Raw genomic sequence first — 24,682 nt, forward strand, 5'->3', positions numbered from 1 at the left:
CCTGACCGGATGACGCTCAGCCAACTATCCGCTCATTTAACAAGACTGTCAACGACCGTTGACAGAGATGATAATTTCGCTTTGCGGCCAACGAGGGGCCGCGCACTCTTGGCTCATCATGCGGCTTTCAAGCGGCGATCAAAGATCGATCAATCTTGTCGTCTTAAATCCGTGTTAAAGGCGCCCGTCGATGATCAACGCCCGCTTACCTCCCTCATCGAAAAGCTCATGACCAATTTTCTCCAGAAAACCGGTACTTACCAGAGTGACCCTAGCCGAGATTGAACGGATCAAGTTCCGGGCAAGTGGCTTGAACACCCTCGCCGTGGCCGTTGCGAGCGCGGGAGGTCTGACGCCGCTTTTCACATTCGCCTTAGGGAACCCATCAAAATTCGATGCGTACGCTTTGATCGGATTGGGAGTTCTTTGCGGATTTGTGGCTTGGGTCCTACATGAGATAGGATACGAGCAATTGGGAGAGATCGAATGACAGCCGCTTACGTTGCAATGGCCATGCCGCTGCTACTCGGTGTAGCGGCGGCAATCTACGGATATATCGATCTGCGGAGGCTGCGTGCTCGGAAGGCGGCGGCTAAGAACAACCTCTCCTCGCCGTATGCAGTTGCCGATGTTGGCGATCTTGGTCATTACTACGGTGGCGGTGCGCACATCACTCTCCGGCTTGAAGGGCTTGCCGATAGTCTCAAAGAAGCCGATAGGCTCGCCGAACGCACCACCGTACGCTAAACCCGCCATTTAAAGCTCGTCCAAGCCGTCATTTTCACCGCCGACTCGCTAGCTGTCCTTCAGTTCTTCGATGATGGGCGCTGACAATCGAGTTCGAGTCTCAGAGCGGCGACGCAAAAGTCTGGCAGCACGATCGGCTCGTCAAACTTGGCGGACCATGTCATGCCTTCGCTAGCAAGTCCTCGCCTGGCGTCAGCAGGCGCACATAGGTGCCGCTCTCATGCAGCTCCAGCCAGCCCTTCTCGACAGCGCACCTAATGCACAACTGCCGGGTTCATGATCAATTGAAGCCCGAGGCGCCGGCAGGTGCAACAGCTGGGACACCCCACCGCGCGGCCGAATCGCATTAGAGTCGCTCCTGATCTCAAGGAGTGCATCGATGATGTCCGCATGATCGCCTGGCACAGCGCGATCGTGGACGGACCGATCTTCTCGGCGGCGGCCAGCAGACGTGCCGGCGTCCAGAAGGCGTATCGGCGATGTGCGCTCGGCATGTGCTCGGGGATCGTGGTGTGGCGGCGCCTGACGCCTGAGCGTGCGTGGCTGGCGATCCGGGTGCCGCGATGGAACACCTCGATGGTTGCCTCGGTGGCCCGCACCTCGACGACCTGGCGGATCAGGCGGGATGGCACCGAGTAGAAGTGCCCCTGAACCTCGACATGGTAATCCGGCGCTACACGGGCACGACGCCATTCGGCGTACTGATAGGGTTCGGCCGGCAGCGGCATCAGGGCCGGACGATCGATGGTGTCGAAGAACTCGCGGCGGCTGGCACCGAGCTTGCGCATCAGGCGGGCGTTGAGTTCGTCGACCAGGATGCGGATCGCAACGTTCAACTCGGCGAGCGAGAAGAAGCGCCGGTTGCGCAGCCGCGCCAAAATCCATCGCTGGACGATAAGAACCGCCGCCTCCACCTTGGCTTTGTCGCGCGGCTTGCGGGGCCGCGCCGGCATAATGGTGGTGCCGTAATGGGTGGCAAGATCCTGGTAAGTCCGGTTGACGCCTGGCTCGTAGCGGCTCACCACCGTCACCCCGGCCTTCAGATTGTCGCAGACGAGCGCCTTCGGCACTCCGCCCAGGAAGGTGAGCGCATCCACATGGGCGCCGATCCAGTCGGGCAGCGCCTCGCTGAACCGGGCTTGGACGAATGTGTAGTTCGACGCTCCCATGACCGCGACGAAGATCTTGGCGGCGCGCACCTCCCCGGTAAGCCCGTCGAACACCGGCACGGTATCGCCGGCGAAGTCCACGAACAGCTTTTCGCCGGCCGCGTGGGTCTGCCGCATGGTCGCCGTGATGCCGTGGCGCCATTCGACGTAGAGGTCGCAGAACCGGCTGTAGCCGTAGCCGTCGGGATGATGGCCGCGGTATTCCTCCCACAGCAGCGCCAGCGTTACGCTGCGGCGGCGCAACTCGGCATGGACATGCCCCCAATCCGGAAGCGGCTTCGATCGCGGCGGGTTGTAGCCGGCTGGCGCAAACAGCTTGCGCTCCAGTGCTGTGTCGTCGAGCTCCTCCGGTATCGGCCAGGTGATGCCGATCACCGCGGCGCGGCGGACATACTCCGCGATCGCCGTGCGACCGATCCCGACCGATCGGGAGATCACCCGATCGCTCACCCCACAGGCATACTTCAGGCGTAGAACTTCTCGAATCTTCCGCATCGGCAATCTCTCGGCGGGCATCGGACCTCCCATTGCGTGAACCGCAAAAGGAGGGACCTTGCCCCGTTCAGATTGCCGACAACGCCCCCCGTCTCACCCTATCAACAGGGTGGCCGCCTTCGTTCGGATTGGGTGGCCGCTTTCGATCGGAATCGCTGGCCGCCTTCCGTCGGAATCGGTGGCCGCTTTGCCTCGGATTCCGCACCGAAACACACTTGGAGCCACCCCAACACGGGAAATGCAGCGCCGAGTGTCTGTTTCCCGATGTAGTCGCCTTAGGGGATCACTGTGGCTTTGAGGTGACTGGCGCTCCTCCATCCAACCGAGATCCTGTCATCGAGAAAATGCCTCAGCCGACGCCGAGCCTATCCAGCGAATCGCTCGCGCAGTCAGACGTCTCCTTGCCGGCTGACGGGTAAACGAAGGATAGAGTCATGCGCTTCAACCTTCCAACAGGTGCCGGCACGTTCGAGATTCCAGACGACTGGTGGCGCTTCGCCGAAATGGAGCATTTCCAGCCCAGTCCTGGCGGCTATTATCCATACCGGGGTCCGGCCCGAAAATGACGTGGACGTGGTACCCATCGCTGACATCGAGCCACCTCGCCGCAATCCTGACGTCCCCATGCTGAAGAAGCTCAAAATGATCCCGGTCCTCTTCGCGTTCCAGTCTCCTGAGTGCGCGCTTCCGCCGGTTGGGGTTTAACGCGCGACACAGGTCCATACCGCTTTACGGTGCACAACGGCTTTCATCGCTTCTACGGTTCAGTGGCCGCCGGATATCTGTCGGGACACTTGGCCGGGATAGATGAGAGCGCGCGGGGGCGCACGTGCAGCGACCGGCAAGCCGAGCTTGCCAAGGCGCTACCCGCCGACGTGCAAGACCTGTGGGACGCCTTGCTGGGGTTCACGCAGAAGCAGTTGATGCGCCTGCTCGCGCATTGCGCGGCCCTTGCGCTCGATGCGGTCGTCCGTCCGGGCGCAGGCTCATCCCCGTCCCTGAAACACGCCGAATCATTGTCCCAGGCGGTCTCGCTGGACATGGCGGCGCACTGGCAGCCCACCGCCGTCAACTACCTTGGTCAGGTCACCAAGGCGGTTATTGTTGAGGCGGTCCGCCAAGGGGTGTCGGAGGAAGCCGCCGCGCAACTGGCGGACTTGAAGAAGCCCGCGATGGCCGAGGCTGCTGAGCGTTTGCTGGCCGACAAGGGCTGGTTGCCCACCGTACTGCGATTGCCGCAGGCCGTCAGCACCGCAGCGCCGATGGCTGCGTAGACGTCACGACCACCAAACGAGCCGGAGCCGCATGCGCGGCTCCGGCTTTGGCGTCCCAAATTTTCGCCGCGCGCGACCAGCGCGCGGCGTCGGCCTATGGCCTCTAGGTGTCAATCGGCGTTCGACTGGGACCCCCTATCGGCATCCAAAAGGGGCTCTGACGCATATTCGATGATCGTGTTTGTTTTTATGGCGCGCCAATCAGCCTAGCCTGAAGGAGATCGAGCTTAGCGCGCCCGTACATCTGCCGTTTGACCAGCTTGAGCTTGGTGATCTGAGCTTCCACTTGGCCATTGGACCACGGTTGCGTGATAGCCGCGTGCACCGCGCCCTTGTCGTTGGCGATCCCATTCGCGAACGAGCCAATGAGGCTCCGCTTGGATTCATCTATCCAAGGTTCGAGCTCGATCTCGGCCCTCTTTCGGATCATCGCGTGGAAGCGGCCAACGAGAGCGTTGGCATCGGCCAGCATCGGGACGCTTTGTTCAATAGCGGCAACCGTGACGGTCTCGGCCTTGGTTAGGTGGTCCCGCTTCATCGTCATCAACTGCGCTATCGTCCGGGCGGCGGGGACCCTCTGCAATTGTTGACGGCTGATGGTCTCGGCGCGTCGCCGTCGCGTGGCCCATTCCGCCACCACGCGCAGCGATCCCTTAAAGCCTTGCCCTCTCAAACGGCGCCAGAGTTCGGCACCGTTACGACAGCCGCCTGACCACTGCGCGTCCAGGAATGGCAGGTGCCCATCCAGGGTGCTTTGACGGGTGCGGAAGATATCCGTACCGCCGCCGCGACTAATTTGGCGAACCAGATTGCGACTATGTCCTGTGCGGCGGACGATCTCCTTGAGCGGCACACCGTCGCTGACAAGAGCCGCGATTGCGGCATGGCTGTCCTGGCGCCGCAGATAACCCTGATAGCGAAGCTTTTCCGCGCAGGTCAGCAGTTTAAGATCGATCGTCGTCGCCCCGATTGCGGCTCGGATTTTGCTCATCGAACGGCGCACCGCTTCAAGGAAGGCCGCGCTCGCGTTTTCCATCAGATGCCAGCGGTCGGCGACCTGGATGGCGTTCGGCAGCGCCTTGGCTGCTGCCTCGCCATATCCACCACCGCGATCTCGCGACACAATGTTGATGCCCGGGTGCTTCGACAGCCACGCCTGAACGGTCGCCATTTCCCGGTCGGGTAGCAAGGCAACGATCCGCCGACGCTCCAAATCGCACACGATGGTCCCGTACCGACGATTTCTCCGGAACGCCCAGTCATCAATACCCACAACAAGCAAGGGATCCATCGGCATCGCCGCCCGCCGGCGGACCACCCGCAGCAAGGTATCGTTGCTGACAGGCAGCATGAGCCGCTTGGCGAAGCTTGCTGCCGGCCGGCCGCCGAGCGCCAACCCCAGGTGATGGACGATGTGTTCGAGCCGTGCCGTCCGACGCCGTCGAAGCGGAACGACGTCTTCTCCGAACCGCTCCGCGAAGATCCGCCGGCGGCAATGCGGCACCTCGCATGTGAAGCGCCGCGTGAGTAATCGGAGGCGCACCTTTCTGCCCGCTGATGGCAAATCGGCCACGTGCCGGATGTAGCGGCTATGGACTCGGCGCGATAGTGTCGCGCACAAAGGGCACTGGGCCTCCGCAGCCTCTGACCGAACAGCCAGAATAACCGAATCTTCTGAATCACTTACGCCATCAAAGACCAAACCACTCGGTACTAGCGATGAAATTCGAAAGCCTGTCCGCATGGCGCCGATTCTCCGTTGAAGAACCACAGTCGCCGGCGAACTTCATCAGAAATGATGGTGTGGAACGGCCCTTCGAACCGGCATCAAAAGTGCCTAACGTGGTCGCGTAGAGAGGCGCCACAAAGGAAGGACCGTTCCATGGAGAAGATTATCACAGTGGGTTTGGATTTGGCCAAGTCGATCTTTCAAGTTCACGGCATCGCCGAAAACGGGAAAGTCTTGGTTCGTCGCACATTGCGGCGATCGCAGGTTCTGCCCTTCTTTCGGAGCCTTCCAGCTTGCTTGGTAGGTATGGAGGCCTGTGCGAGTGCCCATCACTGGGCACGCGAGATCGCGGCGCTGGGCCACGCTGTCCGCATGATGCCGCCAGCCTACGTGAAGCCTTACGTCAAACGAAACAAGACCGACGTGGCGGATGCTGAAGCCATTTGTGAGGCGGTCACCCGCCCGACAATGCGGTTCGCACCGGTGAAGACTGCCGAACAACAAGCGGCCAGCATGATTTTGCGAACGCGAGAGCTGCTGATGAGGCAGCGCAGCCAGACTGCAAATGCCCTACGTGCTCATATGGCCGAATTGGGCATTATCGCCGGCACAGGCATGGCAAGCATCGCAAAACTCCTGGTGCTTCTCCGGGACGAAAAAGACAATAGGATCCCCGGCGCCGCCCGCTTTGCCCTGATTCTATTCGCTGAACAGATTGAGCTGCTTACAACCCGCATAGAGAAGCTCGACAGAGAGATTTTGGTTGCCGTCAGAAAGGACCCCGATGCAAGGCGTCTGATGAGCATTCCGGGTGTCGGTCCTCTCATCGCCGCTACCGTTCGGACATCGGTTTTGGATGCTCGCAATTTTGCGACTGCACGAGATTTTGCGGCTTGGACCGGGCTCACACCGAGGGCACAGTCGAGCGGCGGAAAAGAAAGGCTCGGCGCGATATCAAAGCGTGGAAATCGGCAACTACGGACGCTCTTGATCGTTGGTGCGACCTCTATCATCAAGCTTGCTAAACGAGGCTTGAAAGTCCCACTCTGGATTCGGACCATGCTGCAAAGACGGCCGGTCAAGGTCGTATCGGTCGCGCTCGCCAATAAGATTGCGCGCACGATCTGGGCCTTGCTGGTCAGAGGCGGCATCTATCAGGCGACGGCCGCAATGCTGAAATCCTAATCTCAAGAGCTCTCCGGCGGAAGAAGAACGCTGCCGAGGAGGCAAGGTGCAAATCTGGATGAACCCCGAATGACGTCATTCCCGGTAGCAATCAGACCGCCTGACTCACTGCGCTTCGAGCGCGAGAAATTGATTGGGCGATTGCTTCCGCGGATATCATCGTGGCCAGCGGCCAGGCGCCGCTTCACAGGCCGAACATATGACCGCACCGTCATCCCTTGTTCAACCAGAGAAAGATCTTGCAGCCCGGGCCGTTCCACATATGAGTCAGAGCCCCGATTGGATGCCGATCACCCCGAAAACGGGGGCCTTATTCCATGCCGAAACACAGGAAACGACGAACGTGTCAAAAGCCATGGAATTGATCGTCACTGGCTACGTGAAACTGCGGGACCGACGGGTTCTAGTCGACTTGCTGGCGCATCGGCGCAAGGTGCTCGCCCAGTTGGAAGCCGTGTCGGGCATCAACCCAGAAAACGCGGCCAAAGCAATCCAAGAGGAATTGGCGGTGATCGAAGCCGGCCTCGAAGAACTCAAAGCTCCGCCCGGCTCGCTGCCTGAGAAAGAGTGCAGCTGGGGATGCGCGTTAACAAGATCAATTGGGACAAAATCGGCCGGGTAACGGAGCCGGGTCGGTACAAGTGCTTCTTCGGATATCTAACCGTTACTTCAGAGGACATTGAGGTGTGGGCCCGCTACCCCGACGCGACATTCACCTTGACTGCCCGGCCGACGACCGACCAATCGCTGGGCGAAGATTACCGTCTAGGCGCGCTCGACATCGGCAATCCTCAACAGTAGGACGGTCCGCCGTCGTCGCCTGCGGCCCAGCCCCAACGGGCGGCGAACGCTTATCTACCCCACTTCAAATATCAGGTGAAATAGCCCACAAATTATTCCCGGCTTATGCGCCAGGCAGTTTCACACATTATCTCTGGCAAATTGGTTGGCTTCCGCCCGAGTCAGAACTCTTCACCAGTACCGCCTAGCTTGTTAGGTGTGTCGCTCTCGCAACGTCACAATTGTTCCATTGGCCCTCGAATCGATTTTGACTTCACAGGGTGGCGAGTCCGGCGTTTGATTGTAGCGACCCGGGGTTTTTATCTCGAAGACATTTTGAGGCGGGTCCAAGAGGTCGCTGTCCAGCGCCAGCGGCCTCTTCGTTAGCTTTCATCGGGAGGGCCATCCGATGCCGATGCAAGTATGGGCTGTCGCTACGTCGATCGGCTGGACAGTCGCCGTGGCCGTGATCCTGCTCTATTTGATCTTCGGACCTGGCTAATCCGGCGGCCCCCTAAGCGGGCCGAGACGCCTAAACGTCATTGATTTGGGGCCGCGTCAAAAAGAGGACCTACGAGCGTCCTACCGAATTAGAAAAGCCGCAGAGGAAAAATCGCTGTTCGTCGGAGCTTTGAAGGACATGCCGTATGGTGATGCTACCCGCAGCGACTACGCGGCCGCCACGGATCGCGAGCACCCACTGACATCGTCGATGTCGACATCGACATCGGCATGCCGATCACTGTGGTGCTGATGCTGGTGCTGCCGATCATGATCATCATTGGCATCGCCAAACGACATGTCGATCATGCTGCTGGCGGCGGTCGCCGGAACCTATGCCTCACCGAGGAGTCGACGGCATTGCCCGGCTCTTGCGATCAGGTGCTCGGCGAGACGCCCGATGATGGCATTGTCCAATCCGTCTTTCCGGGCTTGCTTCCGTACAGCGGCTACAATATCGGGAAGCTGCTCGGCCATGGCAATCAGTCCGGTGATCACCTTGTCAGGATCGAGCCGCGTTTCGCGCGCGAACTTCTGCCAATCGCGCAAACTAATCTGGCTGAGCTTGTAGTCACCGCCGATTTTCATCGCGAGCTTGATCTTCTGAAGATCGACGTCATCGTAGGGAAGAATGCTGGCGATGTCGTAGAGCGGGGCGAGCCGTACATGAGGGCCTCCGGCCAGCAGCAGCGAATAATTCTTGGCATGCGCATCCGTACCCGCGATCAGCCAATTTAAGCTTAGCGCGTCGACAAACGTGTCAACGTCGGCGACCCGATCCGTGGAGTAGGCGCGCAAAAGCTCGATCACATCGGCAGGGCTTGGCCCGCCATCGTTTTGATACTTCATGGTCGGCAGGATGCCGAGCGCCTGGCAGATATCTTCCTGGTGGACACGGACGATCTCGTTCCCACTGAACTGCCGGTCGTAGCGCTCGATGACAATGGCGATTTCCTTTCCGAAACGCATCACCTGGGTGTCGGCGACGGGCAGACCGAGACTGCGCGCAAGTATGAGGCAGATATGTTCATTTTCCGCGTGCCCATCGAAATGGCCGGTCGGCGGTTTGAGGATATGCGTGGTCGGAATGCGCCCAGAGGGAATTCCCCACTTGCCTTTTTGCAGAAGCAAGGCGGTTTTGGGTTGAGCACCCGCAAGGCTGAATTGTCCGGTGTCGCGCGGCAATCGCCAGGCGGTGTGATCCTCGCGTAAGGTTTGCAGGCGTTTGGCGATCGCCGTCTCATCAAGCCATTCGACCTTGTCTTCGGCCCCGCTTCGCAAGGCGCCCAGCCGATCGGGCGTGACGAACTGAACGGCACCCGCGCAGTCCTCGCCGACATGGGAAATAAGGGCAAACACGTTGCGCGCGGACACCTGAAATCTTCGGGCCCACCTTTCCAGCACGCGCTCGTTGTCGGGCAGGAGTCCCCAGAGGAAGGCCTGCACGGCGGAAGGACCGTGCTCTTCGGCCGCGAGCGGCATGGACAGCGATAGCGGATAGGCTCCCTCGGCCCGGCGCCAGTCCTTGTCATAGATAAGGGTGAGCCGGCCGCGGGCGTCATTGCGCACGCGGCCGATTTCCCGATCATCGAGCAGAGCAACAAGTTCGCTCGTCATGCCCTTTTTTTCCTGGCCTTGGCCACGATGGCGTTGATATCGACGGCTGGCCTGGTGGTCCCGCGGGCTGGCGTTTGTTCGGTGCCCGCATCCAGGCGGATGTCCAGGGCATCGAGAGCGCGAAGGATCAGCCCGAGCTCAGCGCGCGGGTGACCGTGCTCAACCTCGATCACCCATTGGCGGCTGACGCCAATGCTCTTGGCAAACGTCGATTGATCGAGTTTGAGCTTCTTGCGCCGGTCGCGAAGGATGGCGCCGAGTTCGGCCGGTGTGCGTATGAGCATGGGACATCCAAATGTCTACGTTCGCTTACTTTAGCATAAGTCGGCGTTCGTTGACAATTTGTGAATGTCAGCGATCGATGACAAAGTTGAATGTCATCAAACGCTGACTTAGTCCCAACTGTTCGAAGCAGGTAGTCCGCATTTGCGGCGATATGGCGTGTTCCGGAACGACTATACCGCTGCAGCGCCACGGGCAGCACTACGTCCTGAGACCGCCGCACGGCATGTTCTCGGGCGCCGTTCAGGCAATCGCATAAGGGTTCGATACCCGGGATGGACCGCCCCTACAATAAGAATGAGGGGCATCGCTGCTGCCAGGTAGCGTCGATTCAGGAGTGAGTTGGGAGGACGACCCTCCTCATTGAATCAATTCGAACTGGATTTGGTTTCTCTGGCAATTAGCCCGAGCGAATATTCCGGCTGGTTACAAATTGGACCCCGATTTCCGAGCCGTCCAGTCGAATCAACTTGCATCGCCGGTAAGCTAATCCGACGGTTGAAAGCAGCAGGAAGAACTGGCGAGCTTTGAGCACGTCTGTCGATCCATAAATTCGAAGGCGTGCTCCGGTGTCGGAAACGTCGATGAGAATGCAATCGCGCCGCCACGTGCCGTCTAGACCTAAAAGGGTTGCCCGGTACTCGTGCTCGAAGTGAACGCGCTTTGATTTTCGCTTATCCCACATCCAATGGCTTTCAGTCCAGACCGGGCGAAGCGGAGTCAAATTGCTCCTCATCTGGCCTCGCATCTGCAATCAAATGAAAATGACAACTACCAAGAAGGCAAAATATCTGTCGGCTTGATACGAAAGCAAAGATACTGAAAGCGGACGCAGCTCTCGCCACCACTTTCCGAAGATGGTTCGTGCGGGTTTGAGCGACGTAGTTGGAGAAGCTCCGGGACAACAGCGATTGACGTCTACAAAGATGGCAACACTACCGACCAACTCACTTTACGTGAAGACGAGCGGAAGCAGAGTTGCGCAACTCCAGCTGCCGACGGCAACAGAAGCTGCTGCTGACAAGATCAACAATGCCCATGACCGAGCTCAATTTTGGCGAGGAGTAGAGATCAGGTAATCCTCGGTTCGCCGGCTCATCATGAGATTATTCAAATACGGCGCATAATTCCTGCTGGTCTCCCAATGGGCCGCTGGTTTCCAGCACGATCAGCGAGCAGTGCGCCGCATTCCCGCACCGTTCAACCCTGTGGCGCGTAGCACCTGCGTTCAGATGCAGAGCAGGACTGTCGAACGCGGCGACGTCTTGGGCGCGGCACAATCGCGACGCGAAGCCCATTTGGCTTCGTAAACAACTAGGCTGATGCCGCCCAATTTGAGCGCCGATTGCTACTACTCACTTTCGATCGCCCTCTGCGCGCAATGGACGCCTCTACAGTAGTCTAGGCACGGGCGAAAGATCATAGGTCTGAAATCGTTTTTGACTTCACAAGTGGCGAGTCCGGCTTTTGATTCTGGCGGTCCCCAAGTAAAAGCTTTAACTCGAACAGGGTTTGAGGTAACTTCAAGAGGCCGCTGTCCCCCGCCAGCAGTGTCTTAGCCTCGTCGGGAGAGTTCGTCCGATGCCAATCCAAGTATGGGCTCTCGCCACGTCAATCGGTTGGACATTGGTCTGGCGGCGATCCTGCTCTGCTTGATCTTCAGCCCTGGCTAATCCGGCGCCTTACGAGGGGCGAGACGCCTAACCGTCGTGATTGCGCAGCCGTGTCCACGGGAGTGCCGGGTGAATGGGGTGGGCAAGAGTACTCTGAAGCGCCCCGCGGAATTGGAAAAGCCGCGGAGGAAAAATCATCTTTTGCGGAGCCTCGAAAGAGCACCTCTAACGTGAGGTGATGCCAGCAGCAGCAGCGACTACGCGGCTGCCACCGATCGCGAGCAGCGACCGACCGTGGTCGACATCGACATCGATATCGGCATGCCGACCGCGGGGATGTTGATGCTGGTGCTGCTGTTTGCGTCGAAAACGACAAGTCGATGATCGGCGGCAATCTCTGACAGATCCGCCGAACAGCATGGTTACGCAGGCGGCCAGCGCGGAACCTGCGAGCGGCGCCTGATTCCATATCTCATGCCGTCAATGGCGCTTTCCACCGCATGACGCGCCGCTCCAGTGCCTCCAGAATGGCATTGAACACCAGCCCGATGACCGTCATGCTGAGGATGCCGAAATACATTTGCGGAATCAGGAAGCTGTACTGGCTATTGATGATGAGATAGCCGAGGCCGGCCTTGGCGCCGACCATTTCGGGCGCAACCAACACTAGCATGGCCGACGCGCTGGCCAGACGAATACCGACGAAGATAGTGGGAAGCGCAGCCGGCAGGATGACCTTGCGAAACAGCTGCTGCGGGGTTGCACCCATGGTCCGCGCCGACTTGATCAGCAACGGATCGACCTGTTTCACCGCGGCAACGGTGTTGAGCAGCAGCGGCCAAGCGCAACTATAGACCACCATCGTGATCTTCGACGTTTCGCCGATTTCGAGCAGCAGGGATGAAGACCGGCAGCAGCGCAAGCGGCGCGGTGTTGCGGCAGATCTCGATGAACTGGTTCACGAGATTGCCGAGACGCGCATACCAACCGACGGCCACGCCAAGCGGGACGATCAAGGCGACAGAAATCAGAAATCCGCTCAAGGCACGCAGCAGGCTGGCGGAGACGTCATCATAGAGCTCGCCGGTTTGCGCAAGCTGCCTGCCGCGGCGATCACCTCCGAGAAGGGTGGCAGGAACACCGGATCGATCAACCCGAGCCGCGGCGCCACCTCCCATGCCGCCAACATGGCAACCAGCAGCAACGAGCGGTGCCCGAAGGCAGCCAGCCCGCGGGCCGCGGGGTGAATCCAGTCCACAACCGGCGATGCCGGGCTTTCCACGCTGGTCAGCGGCTCTCGGCGCCTGTGCGCAAGCTCCAGCAATGTCAGCATCTCGAGGCTAGACATGGGTGACCTCCTCCACTTTGCGATCGGCGCGCGCACCAGCGCCGACGGCCAATTGTCCTTGCTGCGCTTTCAAGACTTCGTCGCGTAACAGCTCCAGACCTCGTGGCGCACGCGGCTGAACTCAGGCAGCGAGCGCACGTCATCAGCCTCGCTGCGCAGCACGTCCGGAATGTCGATGATCTGCTTGATCCGGCCCGGATGCGACGTCATCACCGCCACCCGCTGGCCGAGCACGATGGCCTCGTCGATGCCGTGGGTGATGAAGACGATCGTCTTGCCAGTGGCGCGCCAGATCCGCAGCAGTTCGCCCTGCAGCGTCTCGTGCGTCTGGGCGTCCAGCGCGGCGAACGGCTCGTCCATCAGCAGCACTTCCGGATCGTAGGCGAGGCTTCGCGCGATCGCCACGCGCTGCTTTATGCCGCCGGAGAGCTCATGCGGGTAGCGGTCGGCAAAGCCGGACAACCCGACCAGCTCGAGGAAATGCCGCACGATGTCGAGCCGCTGCTTGGCCTTGAACCCGGCGATATCGAGACCGAACTCAACATTCTCAGCGGCGGTGCGCCAGGGAAACAGCGCATACTGCTGGAACACGATGCCGCGGTCGCGACCGGGTCCGGCAATCGGCCGGCCATCGAGCAGAATCCGGCCGTTGCTCGGCAGCGTGAGCCCGCCCAGCAGATCGACCAATGTGGATTTCCCGCAGCCGCTTGGGCCAACCAGGGCCAAGAATTCGCCGAGCGAACATCGAGCGTGATGTCCTCCAGAGCGATGAAGTGGCGGCCTGGTGCGCCCCCCTCCCCGCGCAGGACAGAGTCCTTGCAGACATGCTCGCAACGGATCTTGACGAAGGTCATCGGGCCTCCGCCGTTTTTCCGGGACGAAAATAGTTGAACGCATTGGTGTAGGTGTCGGAAGCCTTGACCTGACCCGGCTTGAACAGGCCGTCCTTCACCAGCCAGTCGATCCATACCTGGATTTCGCTGTCCGAGATCAAGCCGCCCTTGGATGCAACACCGGTGCTCTTCCAGTATTTGATCGAGGAGGCATCCTCGTTGCGCTTGCGCTCGGCGATGATCTTGTCGAACCGGGCCCGCACCTCTTCCGGCGGTGTGGTCTGGGCCCATTCGATGGCCCGCGAAATCCCCTCCACCAGCTTACGCGAGGCATTGGTATTATCCTTGATGAATTTGTCCCGCAGTACATAGGCACCGCCGGTGAACTGGCCGAACAGATCGGTGTCGACAAAGAGCGAGCGGATGCCACCCCGTTCCAGCGCCTTGTCGCGCAGGACACCGCCCAGCGCGCTGACCTCGACCTGGCCCTGGCGCAACGCTTGCTCGCCGCTGACCGGAGGGATCGCCACCAGCGTGACCTGCCTGGCTTCACCAGCGCTGAGGCCGGACCTAGCCAGATACTCGCGCAGCACGAACTCCAAATGTGCGCCCAGCGTGTTGACCGCGACATTCCTGCCGATCAGGTGTTGATCGGGCTGTCGTCCTTCACGAAGTAGGCGTAATAGGTGTTGGCGTCGGAGCCGTAGTAGCCGACCACCGCCTTGACCGGCGCCTTCGCCGCGATCAACTTGAGGATCGCCCCATAGAACGCGCCGCCGATGTCGATATCGCCGGTGACGACGGCCTGGATGTCCTGTGGCCCGCTGATGGTGTTACCGACCCATTTGAGCTTGAGCGGCGCGAGATAGCCGAGGTCCTCGGCCAGCTCACCTGCCCGGCCGATCCCTGGTATCGGATCTCGGTCTTCTCGAGCGGCGGCTCGGCCAATGCCGGGGCCGCGAGGCCGAGCGCCACGGCGCCCGCCAACAAAACCCGCAACGTGTTGCGGGTGGCCCGTCCCAACCCGGCGCGCCTTGCGGGAAGCAATCGAAGTATAGCGTTCATCATTGTGACTCTCGTGAGCTAATCCGGATCAAGCGGCTTGGGGGGTCGGGGGCTTGGATGTCTTGACGCGCGTCACACTGCGGCGACCGTCGACGCTGAGCGGTACATCGCCATCGATGGTGGCCCGGCGCACAACGCGGTGCTGGTCGCCATAGTCGTTGACCGCGTAATGTTGCGTGGCGCGATTGTCCCAGATCGCAACGTCGCCGGCCTCCCAGCTCCAACGAACGGTGTTTTCCGGCGCCGTGATATGCGACTGGAACAGGTCGAACAGCTTCTGGCCGTCGGATTTCGGCAGGCCAACGAAGCGCTGCACGAAATTGCCGAGCACGAGCGTGCGCTCGCCTGTCTCGGGATGGACGCGCACCACCGGATGCTCGGTCTCAAAGATCGTTCCGGTGAACACCTCGTCGAAGTGCTTCTTGTCCACCTCGATTGCCCGCGTCTTCACGGCATAATCATAGGCGTTGCTGTGAACGGCCCACAGTTCGTCGGCGAGCTTGCGCAGGGGCGCCGGCAGGTCGAGATAGGCGGCTGCCGTGTTCGACCAGACGGTGTCGCCGCCGTAGGGTGGAATCACCACGCCGCGCAGCACCGAGATTTTCGGATAGGCGTCGACGAAGGTGACATCCGTATGCCATTGGTCGGCGCGGCCACCGCCTCGCCCCGAGTCCAGCTCCAGGATCGACGACGTGCCCTTGATCGCGCCGACCGTCGGATGGGGCACCAGCTTGCCGAGTCTGATGGCAAAGCGCTCCTGTTCGGCATCGTCGAGATGTCCCTGGTCCCGGAAGAAGATGACCTTGTGTTCGAGCAGCACCTGATTGATGGCACGAATGGTCTCGTCCGAAAGGTCGCCCGACAGTTTGATGTTCCTGATCTCGGCGCCAAGCCTGGCCGCACGCTTGACGATGTCGGTGCGCGGAATGACATCATCGATGTTTGTCGTGTTGCTCATGGTCGTGCTCTCGTCACTGCGATCCCCTGGACAAAGCTCCGCCATGCGCCGGTCGCGGAAACGACGGCGGAGATAGATAAAATCATTTCAGGCTACGGGCCCTACTCGGCCGCAACGTGCTCCGGCAGACGGCCCGAGCCGGGATATCGGTCACTGCGATCGAATTGGAGCATGATGAAACGACCTCGCGTTGAAGTCCTGAATGGTACGAGCGATCGATCGTCAGTCAAATGAAACAAAACCAGCTTTGTTTTCGGCGAGAGGCAACGAACGCTTCATTAGCAATGCTGACACTGAAAGATTTGCAATGATGACTGCCTGCCCGGCTGCAAGAGCGCGCAATTTGACGCCACGCAACGCACTTCTCGTCCAAAGACGCGATAAGATCGTTACAGCCGCCGTCGTTTCTTATCGTGACGACTGGCCTGGTTTTTGATTGGCGCTCTGGTCGCAAGCTTCATGCTTGCATCCACCTCAACAACGCAAATTCATTTCATCGACATCAGCGGGACTGCAGACGTAGAGTCTCGCTTGCTACAGCTCCCAATGGACGCGGATCTCACAAATGAGCGAACGACGGCAGCTTTCCCTTAACTTCTTCATGTATCCAGATGGTCATCACGAAGCTGCCTGGCGCCACAGGAGTTCGGCAGCCAATCGCATCCTCGACGTCACCTACTATCAGGAGCTACGCGCAGCGCGCTGAAGCGCACAGGTTTGACGCGGTATTCTTCGCCGATGGTCCGGCCCTGGCGGACGATGTCTGCTACGCCCAGCGGTTTCGGCTCGAGCCGATCATCCTGCTCACCGCGATCGCATCCGCCACCCAGCGGATCGGCCTGATCGCGACCGCATCGACGACCTACACCGAGCCCTACAACCCGGCGCGGCTGTTCGCCTCGCTGGATCACATCAGTAGCGGCCGGGCCGGCTGGAACATCGTGACAACGAGCACGCCGCAGTCCGCGCATAACTTTGGCTTGCCCGAGCACCCTCCGCATCACGAACGCTATGAGCGGGCGCGGGAATATCTCGATGTCATCACGCGGCTTTGGGACAGTTGGGAGGACGACGCGCTCGTCAACGATCCCATCTCGGGTGTTTTCGCCGACACCGGCAGGATCCACGCGATCAATCACATCGGAAAGCATTTTCGCGTGCGAGGGCCGCTCAACATGTCAAGGACGCCGCAGGGACGACCGGTCTATGTGCAGGCCGGCTCTTCCGACGACGGACGCGCCTTTGCAGCGCGTTTCGCAGAGGCGATCTTTACCGCGCATCAGACACTGGCGAGCGCCCAGGAATTCTATGCCGACATCAAGCGTCAGGCGCGCGCCTTTGGCCGCAGTCCCGATCAAATCAAGATTCTCCCCGGCATCAGTCCCTTCATCGCCAGCACGCAGATCGAGGTCGATCGGCTGCAGGACGAGTTCAACGAGCTGATCCAGCCCGAGTATTCGCTAACCCAGCTGCGCCAGATGATCGGTCTCGACCTCTCCGGGTTTGACCTCGATGGCCCCTTTCCCCGCCATCTGATCGATACCGAGGGCGCCCACGGCGTTGCCAGCCGCTTCAAGCTGGTGATCGACATCGTCGATCGCGAGAAGCCGACGATTCGTCAGCTCGTACAGCGCCTTGCCGGCGCCCGCGGCCATTGGGTGATTGCCGGACCGCCGGAAAAGATCGAGGACAACATTCAGACCTGGTTCGAGAACGGCGCAGCCGATGGTTTCAACGTCATGCCGCCCTGGCTGCCCGGTGGGTTCGACATCTTCGCCGAGCAGGTCGTGCCCATTCTGCGCAAGCGCGGCCTGTTCCGTCACGACTACACGGGCACAACGCTGCGCGATCATTACGGCGTGAGCCGGCCGGCCAGCATCTTCTCCAACGCCATTGAGGCGATCGCATAATTCGCGTGAGAACACTGGTTTGAAGATGGCACGACAGACGCCTAACGGGTTGCTTTCATTGGGTCGCTGGGCGGCTAAGGCGTAAGCGAGGGAGATTTCTCTATGCCCCTCATAGCAACCCAGGGTCTGAGCGAGGTTCACTCCCGGTGAACCAGGTTTTCACGGCTTCGGCGAATAGATCTGTCCTTCCGCGGCCGTGCCTTCCAGACAGCTTATGGTGAGTTGTCGCGCCGGGTTTAGCCGGCGGGCGATCAAGTCTCGACGGCAAGGAAGAATGACTTGGGGCCGGAAGGCGGGATCTAGATGTGCCTGGTCCGACGGGGCTACCCGTACGTTTTCCATCGCTTCCGCTTTCACATGACCCGAACCGATCGCGCTCCCGCCGATAATACGGCAGGAGTTGGATGCGGTCTTCGCTCCCTGTTCCTCGACGATTAGAGGGTTGGATGGTCGGACGGCCGACGATCGAAATCCTCTCGCTTGTCGGGCGGCAACACCCGCTCGTGGGTGGCAATACACGAGATGCAACGCAGCGATGGCGCTTGAATCCGGCGTTTGGGCGATCGTTTTTGATGATTTCCACCGTATCGATTGTGCAAAGTTGCCATTCGTTAAGCGCGGAGCTGCGCCACTTTAGAAAAGTCATTCGAGCCTGTTGCCCGGATCCGAGAACGGTCTTCCCGCATTTGGGGCAGCCTGTGCCGGAGCGTAAGTGATGTAGTCTCGCGCCGGTGTGGGACACACGAATCGAGGTCTTTTTGAACGTGCTTCTCGGCGAGCCTACTGTCTTTGGTGAAGCCAATAGGTTGGCAAGCAGTAGTCGCCGACATTTAGGCCGGGGTCTCGCCGAGAGTCACATAGTCGGGCCACTTCTCGGCATTCGCCAATTGTCGACGGAAGTGAGCACGTGAGGACCAACAAATTGTCCCTAACTTGAACCTTCTCAGCGCGAACGAGCTTTCAATAGCGTCCTAACATTCGGCGGCACCGCATTTGGCTAAGCAAGCAACGCGAGGGGGAAATGGCTCTGCTGAGAGTCAGGAGCTGGTACGGCGATTAACGTTGGAGATCAGATCCCTCAACGTCTGTCTGGAGGATTTTCTTCACGTCCGAGCCGAGGCACTCGGCATTAGTGGAACACAATTGGCGATCTTGATGGCGGTGATGGACTTAGACAAGGATGGCGGTGCTCCGGCCGGAGTAGTCGCAAAACTGATGAAAGTCGACCCCTCCTTCATCACGCTACATTCGAAGGCGCTGGAGAAAGTCGGATTTGTGCGGCGCAAGACCGGTATCAGGGATGCTCGGGTCGTCCAGCTCTCGCTAACGGACAAAGCCCGTAAGCGTCTTGCGGAAATCGCTGCACAACAGGAGGAACTGGATGAATTCGTTTTCGGTGAGCTTGGCATCGAGGAATCGATGAGACTGTCGAGCCGACTTGCAGGGCTCAGGAAGCGGCTGGAGAGAGCTCGCCTGCAAGCCGAACTGGATACCGGTGGGGCGTCAGACCGAGGGAGGGGCCGACGTTAGAAGGGAGGCGCTTTGGATGAGCAACGGTTGCTTGAATGCGAGGGCCGCATGCCCTCATGTGAAGCACCGCCATCATGAGGAGCACATCGGTTCCTCGTGCCGGTCGGCCAGTCCCAGCGGTGACAGGCTAAAGTTACATTTGTGGATCGGGAGCGAGTCGATTTGGACGACCAATACGCATTCGGTATGAGGCCAGAGTTCTCCGCGGAGTTCCAGATTTCTGGCGTCCCCAACCTGTTACACGCGGTCAGCCGCTAAGCCTTTGTGGATTCGCAGAGCTCTTGCAGATCGCGACGAAGTCCATCGGCCAAGCCGTCTACGAAGCTGTTTGCCATTGACCAAGATCAAAACATCAATTCTAGATTTTCTATCCTCTCAAGTCTGAACGGAGGCTAAAGGTCTCATGCGCAACCTTCCCTTTATCTGTGTGTTTGCACTTTCCATCCTAATCGGCTTTGAATCGCCATTGACCGCCGCTCCGCGAGGTCGTTCTTTCATGCCACCGGCTCGGCAGGACGTTTATTGCCTTCAGGGACGTATCTGGGGATATCCAGGCAATTGCCAGTTCTCGACCTATGCCTCTGGTACCCTAGCCTATTGCGGGATGAATCCGATCTATGCATTCCAGCTAGAAGGAGGGCACCTGCACTGATGCGTGATCGCCAACTGTGGTCGAAACATCAGTCTTTGCTCCTATAGATCGACCTCTCGTGCTGGTTAAGCGTTGGGCTTCCGCCTGGGTGGACGTCCTCGCTCGAGTACGCTCGCGCCCTCAGTTGCCTCGGGACGCCAAGTACAACGATCGGAACGGGATGGCTCATCGGCCTCACGCGCAATTGGGCAATCTTGTCGCACCGGCACCGGCCTCAATCCTCGACCAAATCCGACCGCCGGTTTCGGGGCATCCTGTTGCCGCAAGCACTGCCAGGCTCTCGGAGGCGCCAAGAACCACATGATTGTCATGCCGGACGCCGACATGGACCACGCGGTTGATGATCTGAAAAAGCTGGCGCCTAAGATCCGCGCCCTGAACGTCGGTCCTGGCACTTGTCCCGATGCCGAAATGGGGTCACTAGCAACAAAGCCAGCTCGATAAGGTCCGAGGCTACATCGACGAGGACGTACAAGAAGGTATCAAAGCTGATCGTCGACGGACGCAAACTTCGGCGTCAAGGCTATGAAGGGGAATATTTCATCGGTGGAAGTCGATTTGATCGCCTGACTACCGACATGACAATTTGCTGCGAAGAGATTGACCTTCGGTCCCGCCCTCGCTCCCCTTGATGCCTCGGACGCCGACGCGGTGAGCGTCGAAGCCGCTCGCGAGGTCGAGCGGTTTCTCAAGCATCGCGATGGCCACAAGGAAACCCCTCTTATTTCTTTGCCAGGCTCTGCCCGCGAGATTGGAGTGGGTTCGATCCATCTAAAGGACGAAGGCCAACGTCTCGGGCTTGGGAGTTTCAAAGCCTTAGGCGGTTCCTATGCAGTGATTCGCCTGGTGCTCGAGGAAGCAACTCGGCAGCTCGGTCGCCATGTTGACGCGTCCGAGCTGCACACAGCTGAAGTAAAGACCGTGGCAAGACGTATGACGGTCTCTTGCGCCACGGATGGCAACCATGGCAGATCAGTTGCCCAGGGTGCCCAGCTCGTTGGCGCAAAATGCGTCATCTTCGTTCATTCAGGCGTGAGCAACGGTCGTGTCCCCGGTGGTGGTGTAGCTCGGTAGAGCAAAGCCGCCCGGACGCGCGCCTTCAAATAGCGCCGTAGCGGGCGGGCGGCTTTGCGGTGGTCACCGGCAGTTCTCCGGTAGGATCGGGTTGCGACACGCCAACGCAACCGAGGAACCACCGATGACCGAAGACATGATGAACCTGCGCACGCTGGTAGAGAAGACCCCCGACGCCGATCTGCTGCGCGAGATGATCGGCTTTGCCGCCCAGCGCCTGATGGAGCTGGAAGTGGAAGGCCAGACCGGGGCGGCCTACGGCGAGAAGAGCCCCGAACGCCTGGCCCAGCGCAACGGCTACCGCGACCGGATCTGGGAGACCCGCGCCGGCGCGGTTGAGCTGCGCATCCCCAAGCTGCGCAAGGGCTCCTACTTCCCGGGCTTCCTGGAGCCGCGACGCATGGCCGAGAAGGCGCTCACCGCCGTGGTTCAGGAAGCCTATGTGCAGGGCGTCTCGACCCGCTCGGTGGACGACCTCGTCCAGGCCATGGGCATGACCGGCATCTCCAAGAGCCAGGTCAGCCGGCTGTGCGGCGAGATCGATGACAAGGTGAAGGCCTTCCTCGCCCGTCCGATCGAGGGCGACTGGCCGTATCTGTGGATCGACGCCACCTACGTGAAGGTGCGCCAGAATGGCCGCATCGTCTCAGTCGCGGTGATTGTCGCGGTCGGCGTCAACAGCGACGGCCGACGCGAGGTTCTCGGCATGGACATCGGCCCTTCCGAGGCCGAGACATTCTGGACGGCTTTCCTGCGCAAGCTTGCCCGCCGCGGCCTGCGCGGCGTCAAGCTGGTCGTGTCCGACGCCCATGAGGGCATCAAGGCCACCGTAGCCAAGGTGCTCAACGCCAGCTGGCAGCGCTGCCGCGTCCACTTCATGCGCAACGCGCTGGCGCATGCCGGCAAGAGCGGGCGGCGCGTCGTGTCCGCCTTCATCGCCACCGCCTTTGCCCAAGACGACGTCGAGGCCGCGCGAACCCAGTGGCGCAAGGTCGCCGACCAGCTCCGCCCCAAGCTGCCCAAACTTGCCGGCTTCCTCGACGAGGCCGAGACCGATGTGCTCGCCTACATGACCTTTCCGCCACAGCATCGGACCAAGCTGCACTCGACCAACCCGATCGAGCGTCTCAACGGTGAGATCAAACGGCGGACCGAGGTGGTCGGCATCTTCCCCAACGAGGACGCCATCACTCGCCTCATCGGCGCGATCCTGCTCGAACAGAATGATGAATGGGCCGTCCAGCGTGCCCGCTACATGACACTGGAAACCATCGCGCCGTTGAGCGATGATCCGAGCGTCAGCATCACGGCTATCGCCAGCTGACCAGCCCGGCTCCAGCCGGTGAACGCGGTGACCCGCCGCCAGCTACACCACGCCACGGGACACGATCTGAGCAACGAGCGCATCGCCGCCATCGCCCGCTTTGGCGCGCAGATGATCCGTGTCGACGGCAACTATGACGATTCTGTCGTCCAAGCATCGCGAGTTGCGGCACAAGAAGGTTGGATCACAGTGTCTGACACGTCCTGGCCCGGCTATGAGCGGATCCCACGTTTTGTAATGCAGGGATATACCGCACTTGTGAGCGAAGCACTACGCCACTTGGCGGAGCCGCCGACGCACGTCTTCCTCCAGGCAGGCGTCGGTGGCATCGCCGCAGCCGTTGCTGGACATCTATCAATTCTGTTGGGCGACAACCGCCCCTTCTTCACAGTTGTCGATCCCTCGCGGGCAGCATGCCTCTTCGGAAGCGCGCGCGCCGGTCATCCTGTCAAGGTAGATCATGGGCAACCGACCGTGATGGCGATGCTCGAATGCTACGAGCCTTCGCTCGTCGCTTGGCGCATCCTTTCGCGCACGGCGGATGCTTTTATGACTGTCGACGACGAGGACGCAATCAGCGTGATGAAACGACTGGCAAATCCGAGGATGGCGATCCCGTTGTCGTTGCAGGCGAAAATGGTGGTGTTGGCCTCGCAGCACTACTGAAGGCTGCTTCTGACCTGACCTTGCGTGGCAAGGTCGGTCTTGGACCCAATGCACGGGTCTTTCTGATCAACACCGAGGGCGCGACAGATCCTCTCCTGTACGAACAGCTCATCGGTGCGACGCCAGCGCAAGTAACCTCGAAGAATATTAAACCGGTCAACTGATGGGGCGAGCTCGTGAGCCTTTCGTAAGCCCGTCCCATCCGTACGCCTTGGGACACTGGCCAGCGTTCCGCCCTTACAGAAGGCTCATCGCCGCGCAGGGGTTCATGTCCCTTCGAGCTGGGCACGCGGATTGGCTCACTCACAATGAGGGGTTTGAGATGCGCCGGTTCTCTCTGACTTGTCGGCCGGACTCAAACCCGGCACTACAAACTTCATCGCGGGTCAATCGGGCGCCGGCAAATCGACGCTCACGCAAATCTCGCAGAAGTCGAATTCGAGCGAAAGCGGCTCAGTGCGCGTTGCTGCCGAGGATCTAACCGCGAGCTGCCCGCAGCATCACGTTTCGCACGTTGACCAGGTAAGCCGTGTAACGGCAACTTGAGGCGTGGCCCGATCTCTGCAAAACCGGCCTTCAGGTATAATGCTGAGTTGGGGCTACGGCTCCACATTGGTTGCCTCGGCGCCCCCACTTCGAGCTGGCCCCAGCCTTTTACCGTCCCTAGGCCCACCGCAGCCTCAATGAGACGCATCGCGACCCCAGACGACCGCTGATCCGGCACCACGTAGAGTTCGGTGATAATACCGTAGGTTCCGCCCGCAAAAAGGGCGACGCTTTCCGACAACATAATGAGGCCGACCGGGCGTGACTCCGTGAAGGCCAAAAACCCATGGACGCGCTCTTTCATGGCCAAGAGGTCGACAACGAGCTGGGTATCTGGTCCGCCCTGCTTTTGTCCGCCCTCAAGTTCGGCAAGTAGGGCGGCAACCATGTGAGTCACCGTTGTAGCGTCGCCGTTAGAGACTTCACGCGTGGTCACCATGTCACATCCTCTTTCAAGTTTTACCAATGTACGACCTGGTCCAGCGGCGGCATCGGGGCAGGAGCCTGCCGCAGCACCCGATCCAAAACAGATATGCCGCAGGGTTGAAGGTCAGATGACGTTTAGTTCACACCGCGGTGATAGCGTCTTTGTGTCGCTCCTAGCTAAGCTAAAATATCTGGGAAACTCGAAAGATAACTTGCCGAACATCGTGATGATCGCACGGAGCAGTCTCTCTCTTCTTTGGACTTGCGTGTCGCCCAACATCGGGCGGATCGTGTTCATGCGCGGACGTTACAGGAGCGAGGCTAACCGCTTGCGAACAGGCTCACGGATTAGGGTCTACTCTCCCCCCCTCGTAGAAAGCTGGAACGGCAGGCCGACCCGCGATTTGCCGGGTCCAGTCTCGATCAATCACATTTGACGGTCCCATGACGGTGGTTGCGCGCGTGGCGGAAAAAACGCTCATCCGTCCGCGGGAATAACTGAATTACTCACCTTGTCGAAGCTGTTGTTGGGGATCATGAGCGTCCCTACCGCCGTCATTGCTGGCATCTATGCTCTCAGAGAATCGTGGAACACGCGAGTCCATGGCACACTGTTTTCGGTAGTGTTTAGATAATCAGTTTTTCTAATTTCTCATCGGACGCGCCATTTGTTGCCGCGCCGATGAAGAACATCACGGACGCCCGACGAACGCGTGCAACTTGGTCGTTGAGCTCGCGATTGAGGCCGGCTTCTCTCGTGTTCTTCGAATAGACAACATCCCGTCCTGATGAGCCGGGTTCACCGCCTGCCATCGCATTGCCGTTAAATGCTTTGAGAGCATCGTCGGGCCGTATCGCGCGAGACGTTTCTATCGTTCACTTGGATCACTTTACGATCTGTTTGTTGAAAGACTGTTCTATGCTTGCGGACACGCGTTACTCCGTGAGAACGTCGCGG

General features: G+C 59.9%; 24 protein-coding genes and 5 pseudogenes. 17 read left to right on the forward strand and 12 right to left on the reverse strand.

The window, feature by feature from the left end:
- Window positions 1–486: 486 nt before the first annotated feature.
- A complete protein-coding gene (locus tag RX329_RS35625) occupies window positions 487–747 on the forward strand; it encodes a hypothetical protein (RefSeq protein ID WP_231188896.1) in 261 nt (86 codons plus the stop codon).
- A gap of 254 nt (window positions 748–1,001) precedes the next feature.
- Here RX329_RS35625 and istA read toward each other — a convergent pair whose 3' ends face one another.
- Window positions 1,002–2,411, reverse strand: a complete 1,410-nt coding sequence (istA, locus tag RX329_RS35630) for an IS21 family transposase (RefSeq protein WP_317245066.1) — start codon at window positions 2,409–2,411, stop codon at window positions 1,002–1,004.
- 434 nt (window positions 2,412–2,845) lie between these two features.
- Here istA and RX329_RS35635 point away from each other — a divergent pair, with 434 nt between their 5' ends.
- Together RX329_RS35635 and RX329_RS35640 are read left to right on the forward strand one after the other, a co-directional pair.
- Window positions 2,846–2,977, forward strand: a complete 132-nt coding sequence (locus tag RX329_RS35635; RefSeq protein WP_268738915.1) for a hypothetical protein — start codon at window positions 2,846–2,848, stop codon at window positions 2,975–2,977.
- Between the two features lie 111 nt (window positions 2,978–3,088).
- On the forward strand, window positions 3,089–3,685 hold the full coding sequence (locus tag RX329_RS35640; RefSeq protein ID WP_317245067.1) for a hypothetical protein: 597 nt from the start codon (window positions 3,089–3,091) through the stop codon (window positions 3,683–3,685).
- 187 nt (window positions 3,686–3,872) lie between these two features.
- Here RX329_RS35640 and RX329_RS35645 read toward each other — a convergent pair whose 3' ends face one another.
- Window positions 3,873–5,429, reverse strand: coding sequence for an ISL3 family transposase (locus tag RX329_RS35645; protein ID WP_007590565.1), 1,557 nt, complete (start codon window positions 5,427–5,429; stop codon window positions 3,873–3,875).
- A 138-nt stretch (window positions 5,430–5,567) separates the two neighbouring features.
- Between RX329_RS35645 and RX329_RS35650 the strand changes: the two genes are divergently transcribed.
- From RX329_RS35650 to RX329_RS35660, 3 genes are all read left to right on the forward strand, one after another.
- The gene (locus RX329_RS35650) at window positions 5,568–6,599 is read left to right on the forward strand and encodes an IS110 family transposase (protein ID WP_317245068.1); all 1,032 of its coding nucleotides are present in this window, start codon (window positions 5,568–5,570) and stop codon (window positions 6,597–6,599) included.
- 283 nt (window positions 6,600–6,882) lie between these two features.
- Window positions 6,883–7,221: a hypothetical protein gene (locus RX329_RS35655; RefSeq protein ID WP_317245069.1), complete on the forward strand. Its 339-nt coding sequence runs from the start codon at window positions 6,883–6,885 to the stop codon at window positions 7,219–7,221.
- A complete protein-coding gene (locus RX329_RS35660; RefSeq protein ID WP_317245070.1) occupies window positions 7,179–7,400 on the forward strand; it encodes a hypothetical protein in 222 nt (73 codons plus the stop codon). Before RX329_RS35655 ends, RX329_RS35660 begins: the two co-directional genes overlap by 43 nt.
- A gap of 648 nt (window positions 7,401–8,048) precedes the next feature.
- Here the strand turns inward: RX329_RS35660 and RX329_RS35665 are convergent.
- The 5 genes from RX329_RS35665 to RX329_RS35685 all read right to left on the reverse strand — a co-directional run bounded on the left by RX329_RS35665 (window position 8,049) and on the right by RX329_RS35685 (window position 12,254).
- Complete coding sequence (locus tag RX329_RS35665; protein ID WP_317245071.1) at window positions 8,049–8,189, reverse strand: hypothetical protein; 141 nt, start codon at window positions 8,187–8,189, stop codon at window positions 8,049–8,051.
- Between the two features lie 24 nt (window positions 8,190–8,213).
- The gene (locus tag RX329_RS35670) at window positions 8,214–9,497 is read right to left on the reverse strand and encodes a type II toxin-antitoxin system HipA family toxin (protein ID WP_231188960.1); all 1,284 of its coding nucleotides are present in this window, start codon (window positions 9,495–9,497) and stop codon (window positions 8,214–8,216) included.
- Window positions 9,494–9,781: a helix-turn-helix domain-containing protein gene (locus RX329_RS35675; protein WP_231188961.1), complete on the reverse strand. Its 288-nt coding sequence runs from the start codon at window positions 9,779–9,781 to the stop codon at window positions 9,494–9,496. The genes RX329_RS35670 and RX329_RS35675 overlap by 4 nt, the downstream gene beginning before the upstream one ends.
- Before the next feature lie 398 nt (window positions 9,782–10,179).
- Window positions 10,180–10,527, reverse strand: coding sequence for a PilZ domain-containing protein (locus RX329_RS35680; protein WP_317245072.1), 348 nt, complete (start codon window positions 10,525–10,527; stop codon window positions 10,180–10,182).
- A 1,337-nt stretch (window positions 10,528–11,864) separates the two neighbouring features.
- Window positions 11,865–12,254 carry an ABC transporter permease gene (locus RX329_RS35685; protein WP_231188962.1) on the reverse strand — a complete coding sequence of 130 codons (390 nt, stop codon included), beginning with the start codon at window positions 12,252–12,254 and terminating at the stop codon, window positions 11,865–11,867.
- 1 nt (window position 12,255) lies between these two features.
- Between RX329_RS35685 and RX329_RS35690 the strand changes: the two genes are divergently transcribed.
- Entirely contained in the window at window positions 12,256–12,639 is a 384-nt protein-coding gene (locus RX329_RS35690; RefSeq protein WP_317245073.1) for a hypothetical protein, read from the forward strand.
- A gap of 170 nt (window positions 12,640–12,809) precedes the next feature.
- Here the strand turns inward: RX329_RS35690 and RX329_RS35695 are convergent, their stop codons facing one another.
- From RX329_RS35695 to RX329_RS35705, 3 genes are all read right to left on the reverse strand, one after another.
- Window positions 12,810–13,427, reverse strand: coding sequence for an ABC transporter ATP-binding protein (locus RX329_RS35695; RefSeq protein WP_317245074.1), 618 nt, complete (start codon window positions 13,425–13,427; stop codon window positions 12,810–12,812).
- 163 nt (window positions 13,428–13,590) lie between these two features.
- Entirely contained in the window at window positions 13,591–14,166 is a 576-nt protein-coding gene (locus RX329_RS35700; RefSeq protein ID WP_317246464.1) for an ABC transporter substrate-binding protein, read from the reverse strand.
- Window positions 14,167–14,666: 500 nt separating this feature from the next.
- The gene (locus tag RX329_RS35705; RefSeq protein ID WP_317245075.1) at window positions 14,667–15,596 is read right to left on the reverse strand and encodes a TauD/TfdA family dioxygenase; all 930 of its coding nucleotides are present in this window, start codon (window positions 15,594–15,596) and stop codon (window positions 14,667–14,669) included.
- Window positions 15,597–15,798: 202 nt separating this feature from the next.
- Between RX329_RS35705 and RX329_RS35710 the strand changes: the two genes are divergently transcribed.
- The 10 genes and pseudogenes from RX329_RS35710 to RX329_RS42120 form a co-directional block, all read left to right on the forward strand.
- Window positions 15,799–16,032: a hypothetical protein gene (locus RX329_RS35710; RefSeq protein ID WP_231188966.1), complete on the forward strand. Its 234-nt coding sequence runs from the start codon at window positions 15,799–15,801 to the stop codon at window positions 16,030–16,032.
- 129 nt (window positions 16,033–16,161) lie between these two features.
- Window positions 16,162–17,506 (forward strand): annotated as a pseudogene (locus RX329_RS35715) (LLM class flavin-dependent oxidoreductase).
- 303 nt (window positions 17,507–17,809) lie between these two features.
- On the forward strand, window positions 17,810–17,944 hold the full coding sequence (locus RX329_RS42115) for a DUF1045 domain-containing protein (protein ID WP_410706152.1): 135 nt from the start codon (window positions 17,810–17,812) through the stop codon (window positions 17,942–17,944).
- A 624-nt stretch (window positions 17,945–18,568) separates the two neighbouring features.
- A complete protein-coding gene (locus RX329_RS35720) occupies window positions 18,569–19,036 on the forward strand; it encodes a MarR family transcriptional regulator (protein WP_317245076.1) in 468 nt (155 codons plus the stop codon).
- Window positions 19,037–19,439: 403 nt separating this feature from the next.
- Window positions 19,440–19,688 (forward strand): DUF3551 domain-containing protein, encoded by a 249-nt coding sequence (locus tag RX329_RS35725; protein WP_231188968.1) that lies wholly within the window; start codon window positions 19,440–19,442, stop codon window positions 19,686–19,688.
- 264 nt (window positions 19,689–19,952) lie between these two features.
- A pseudogene (locus RX329_RS35730) lies at window positions 19,953–20,290 on the forward strand (aldehyde dehydrogenase family protein); the annotation flags it as partial.
- Window positions 20,289–20,738: pseudogene (locus RX329_RS35735) on the forward strand (pyridoxal-phosphate dependent enzyme); the annotation flags it as partial. The pseudogenes RX329_RS35730 and RX329_RS35735, both read left to right, overlap by 2 nt.
- A gap of 148 nt (window positions 20,739–20,886) precedes the next feature.
- Window positions 20,887–22,086 carry an IS256 family transposase gene (locus RX329_RS35740; RefSeq protein ID WP_085348740.1) on the forward strand — a complete coding sequence of 400 codons (1,200 nt, stop codon included), beginning with the start codon at window positions 20,887–20,889 and terminating at the stop codon, window positions 22,084–22,086.
- Window positions 22,087–22,152: 66 nt separating this feature from the next.
- Window positions 22,153–22,916 (forward strand): annotated as a pseudogene (locus tag RX329_RS35745) (diaminopropionate ammonia-lyase); the annotation flags it as partial.
- 178 nt (window positions 22,917–23,094) lie between these two features.
- Window positions 23,095–23,220 (forward strand): annotated as a pseudogene (locus tag RX329_RS42120) (ATP-binding cassette domain-containing protein); the annotation flags it as partial.
- Here the strand turns inward: RX329_RS42120 and RX329_RS35750 are convergent.
- Both RX329_RS35750 and RX329_RS35755 read right to left on the reverse strand, forming a co-directional pair.
- A complete protein-coding gene (locus RX329_RS35750; protein WP_317245077.1) occupies window positions 23,165–23,737 on the reverse strand; it encodes a GNAT family N-acetyltransferase in 573 nt (190 codons plus the stop codon). The pseudogene RX329_RS42120 and the gene RX329_RS35750 overlap by 56 nt on opposite strands.
- Window positions 23,738–24,351: 614 nt before the next feature.
- Entirely contained in the window at window positions 24,352–24,537 is a 186-nt protein-coding gene (locus RX329_RS35755; protein WP_317245078.1) for a hypothetical protein, read from the reverse strand.
- Window positions 24,538–24,682: the final 145 nt, after the last annotated feature.

This window comes from Bradyrhizobium sp. BWC-3-1, from assembly GCF_032917965.1.
GTDB lineage: Bacteria > Pseudomonadota > Alphaproteobacteria > Rhizobiales > Xanthobacteraceae > Bradyrhizobium > Bradyrhizobium canariense_D.

Bases quoted from the DNA above. Each gene is read 5' to 3' on its own strand.
- RX329_RS35625 (WP_231188896.1), top strand. From the start codon at position 487: ATGACAGCCGCTTACGTTGCAATGGCCATGCCGCTGCTACTCGGTGTA.
- RX329_RS35660 (WP_317245070.1), top strand. From the start codon at position 7,179: ATGCGCGTTAACAAGATCAATTGGGACAAAATCGGCCGGGTAACGGAG.
- RX329_RS35750 (WP_317245077.1), bottom strand. From the start codon at position 23,737: ATGGTGACCACGCGTGAAGTCTCTAACGGCGACGCTACAACGGTGACT.
- RX329_RS35665 (WP_317245071.1), bottom strand. From the start codon at position 8,189: ATGATCGACATGTCGTTTGGCGATGCCAATGATGATCATGATCGGCAG.
- RX329_RS35680 (WP_317245072.1), bottom strand. From the start codon at position 10,527: ATGCGAGGCCAGATGAGGAGCAATTTGACTCCGCTTCGCCCGGTCTGG.
- RX329_RS35705 (WP_317245075.1), bottom strand. From the start codon at position 15,596: ATGAGCAACACGACAAACATCGATGATGTCATTCCGCGCACCGACATC.
- RX329_RS35725 (WP_231188968.1), top strand. From the start codon at position 19,440: ATGCGCAACCTTCCCTTTATCTGTGTGTTTGCACTTTCCATCCTAATC.
- RX329_RS35655 (WP_317245069.1), top strand. From the start codon at position 6,883: ATGCCGATCACCCCGAAAACGGGGGCCTTATTCCATGCCGAAACACAG.
- RX329_RS35755 (WP_317245078.1), bottom strand. From the start codon at position 24,537: ATGGCAGGCGGTGAACCCGGCTCATCAGGACGGGATGTTGTCTATTCG.
- RX329_RS35710 (WP_231188966.1), top strand. From the start codon at position 15,799: ATGGTACGAGCGATCGATCGTCAGTCAAATGAAACAAAACCAGCTTTG.
- RX329_RS35650 (WP_317245068.1), top strand. From the start codon at position 5,568: ATGGAGAAGATTATCACAGTGGGTTTGGATTTGGCCAAGTCGATCTTT.
- RX329_RS42115 (WP_410706152.1), top strand. From the start codon at position 17,810: ATGTGCCTGGTCCGACGGGGCTACCCGTACGTTTTCCATCGCTTCCGC.
- RX329_RS35635 (WP_268738915.1), top strand. From the start codon at position 2,846: ATGCGCTTCAACCTTCCAACAGGTGCCGGCACGTTCGAGATTCCAGAC.
- RX329_RS35670 (WP_231188960.1), bottom strand. From the start codon at position 9,497: ATGACGAGCGAACTTGTTGCTCTGCTCGATGATCGGGAAATCGGCCGC.
- RX329_RS35685 (WP_231188962.1), bottom strand. From the start codon at position 12,254: ATGGTGGTCTATAGTTGCGCTTGGCCGCTGCTGCTCAACACCGTTGCC.
- RX329_RS35645 (WP_007590565.1), bottom strand. From the start codon at position 5,429: ATGCGGACAGGCTTTCGAATTTCATCGCTAGTACCGAGTGGTTTGGTC.
- RX329_RS35675 (WP_231188961.1), bottom strand. From the start codon at position 9,781: ATGCTCATACGCACACCGGCCGAACTCGGCGCCATCCTTCGCGACCGG.
- istA (WP_317245066.1), bottom strand. From the start codon at position 2,411: ATGCGGAAGATTCGAGAAGTTCTACGCCTGAAGTATGCCTGTGGGGTG.
- RX329_RS35740 (WP_085348740.1), top strand. From the start codon at position 20,887: ATGACCGAAGACATGATGAACCTGCGCACGCTGGTAGAGAAGACCCCC.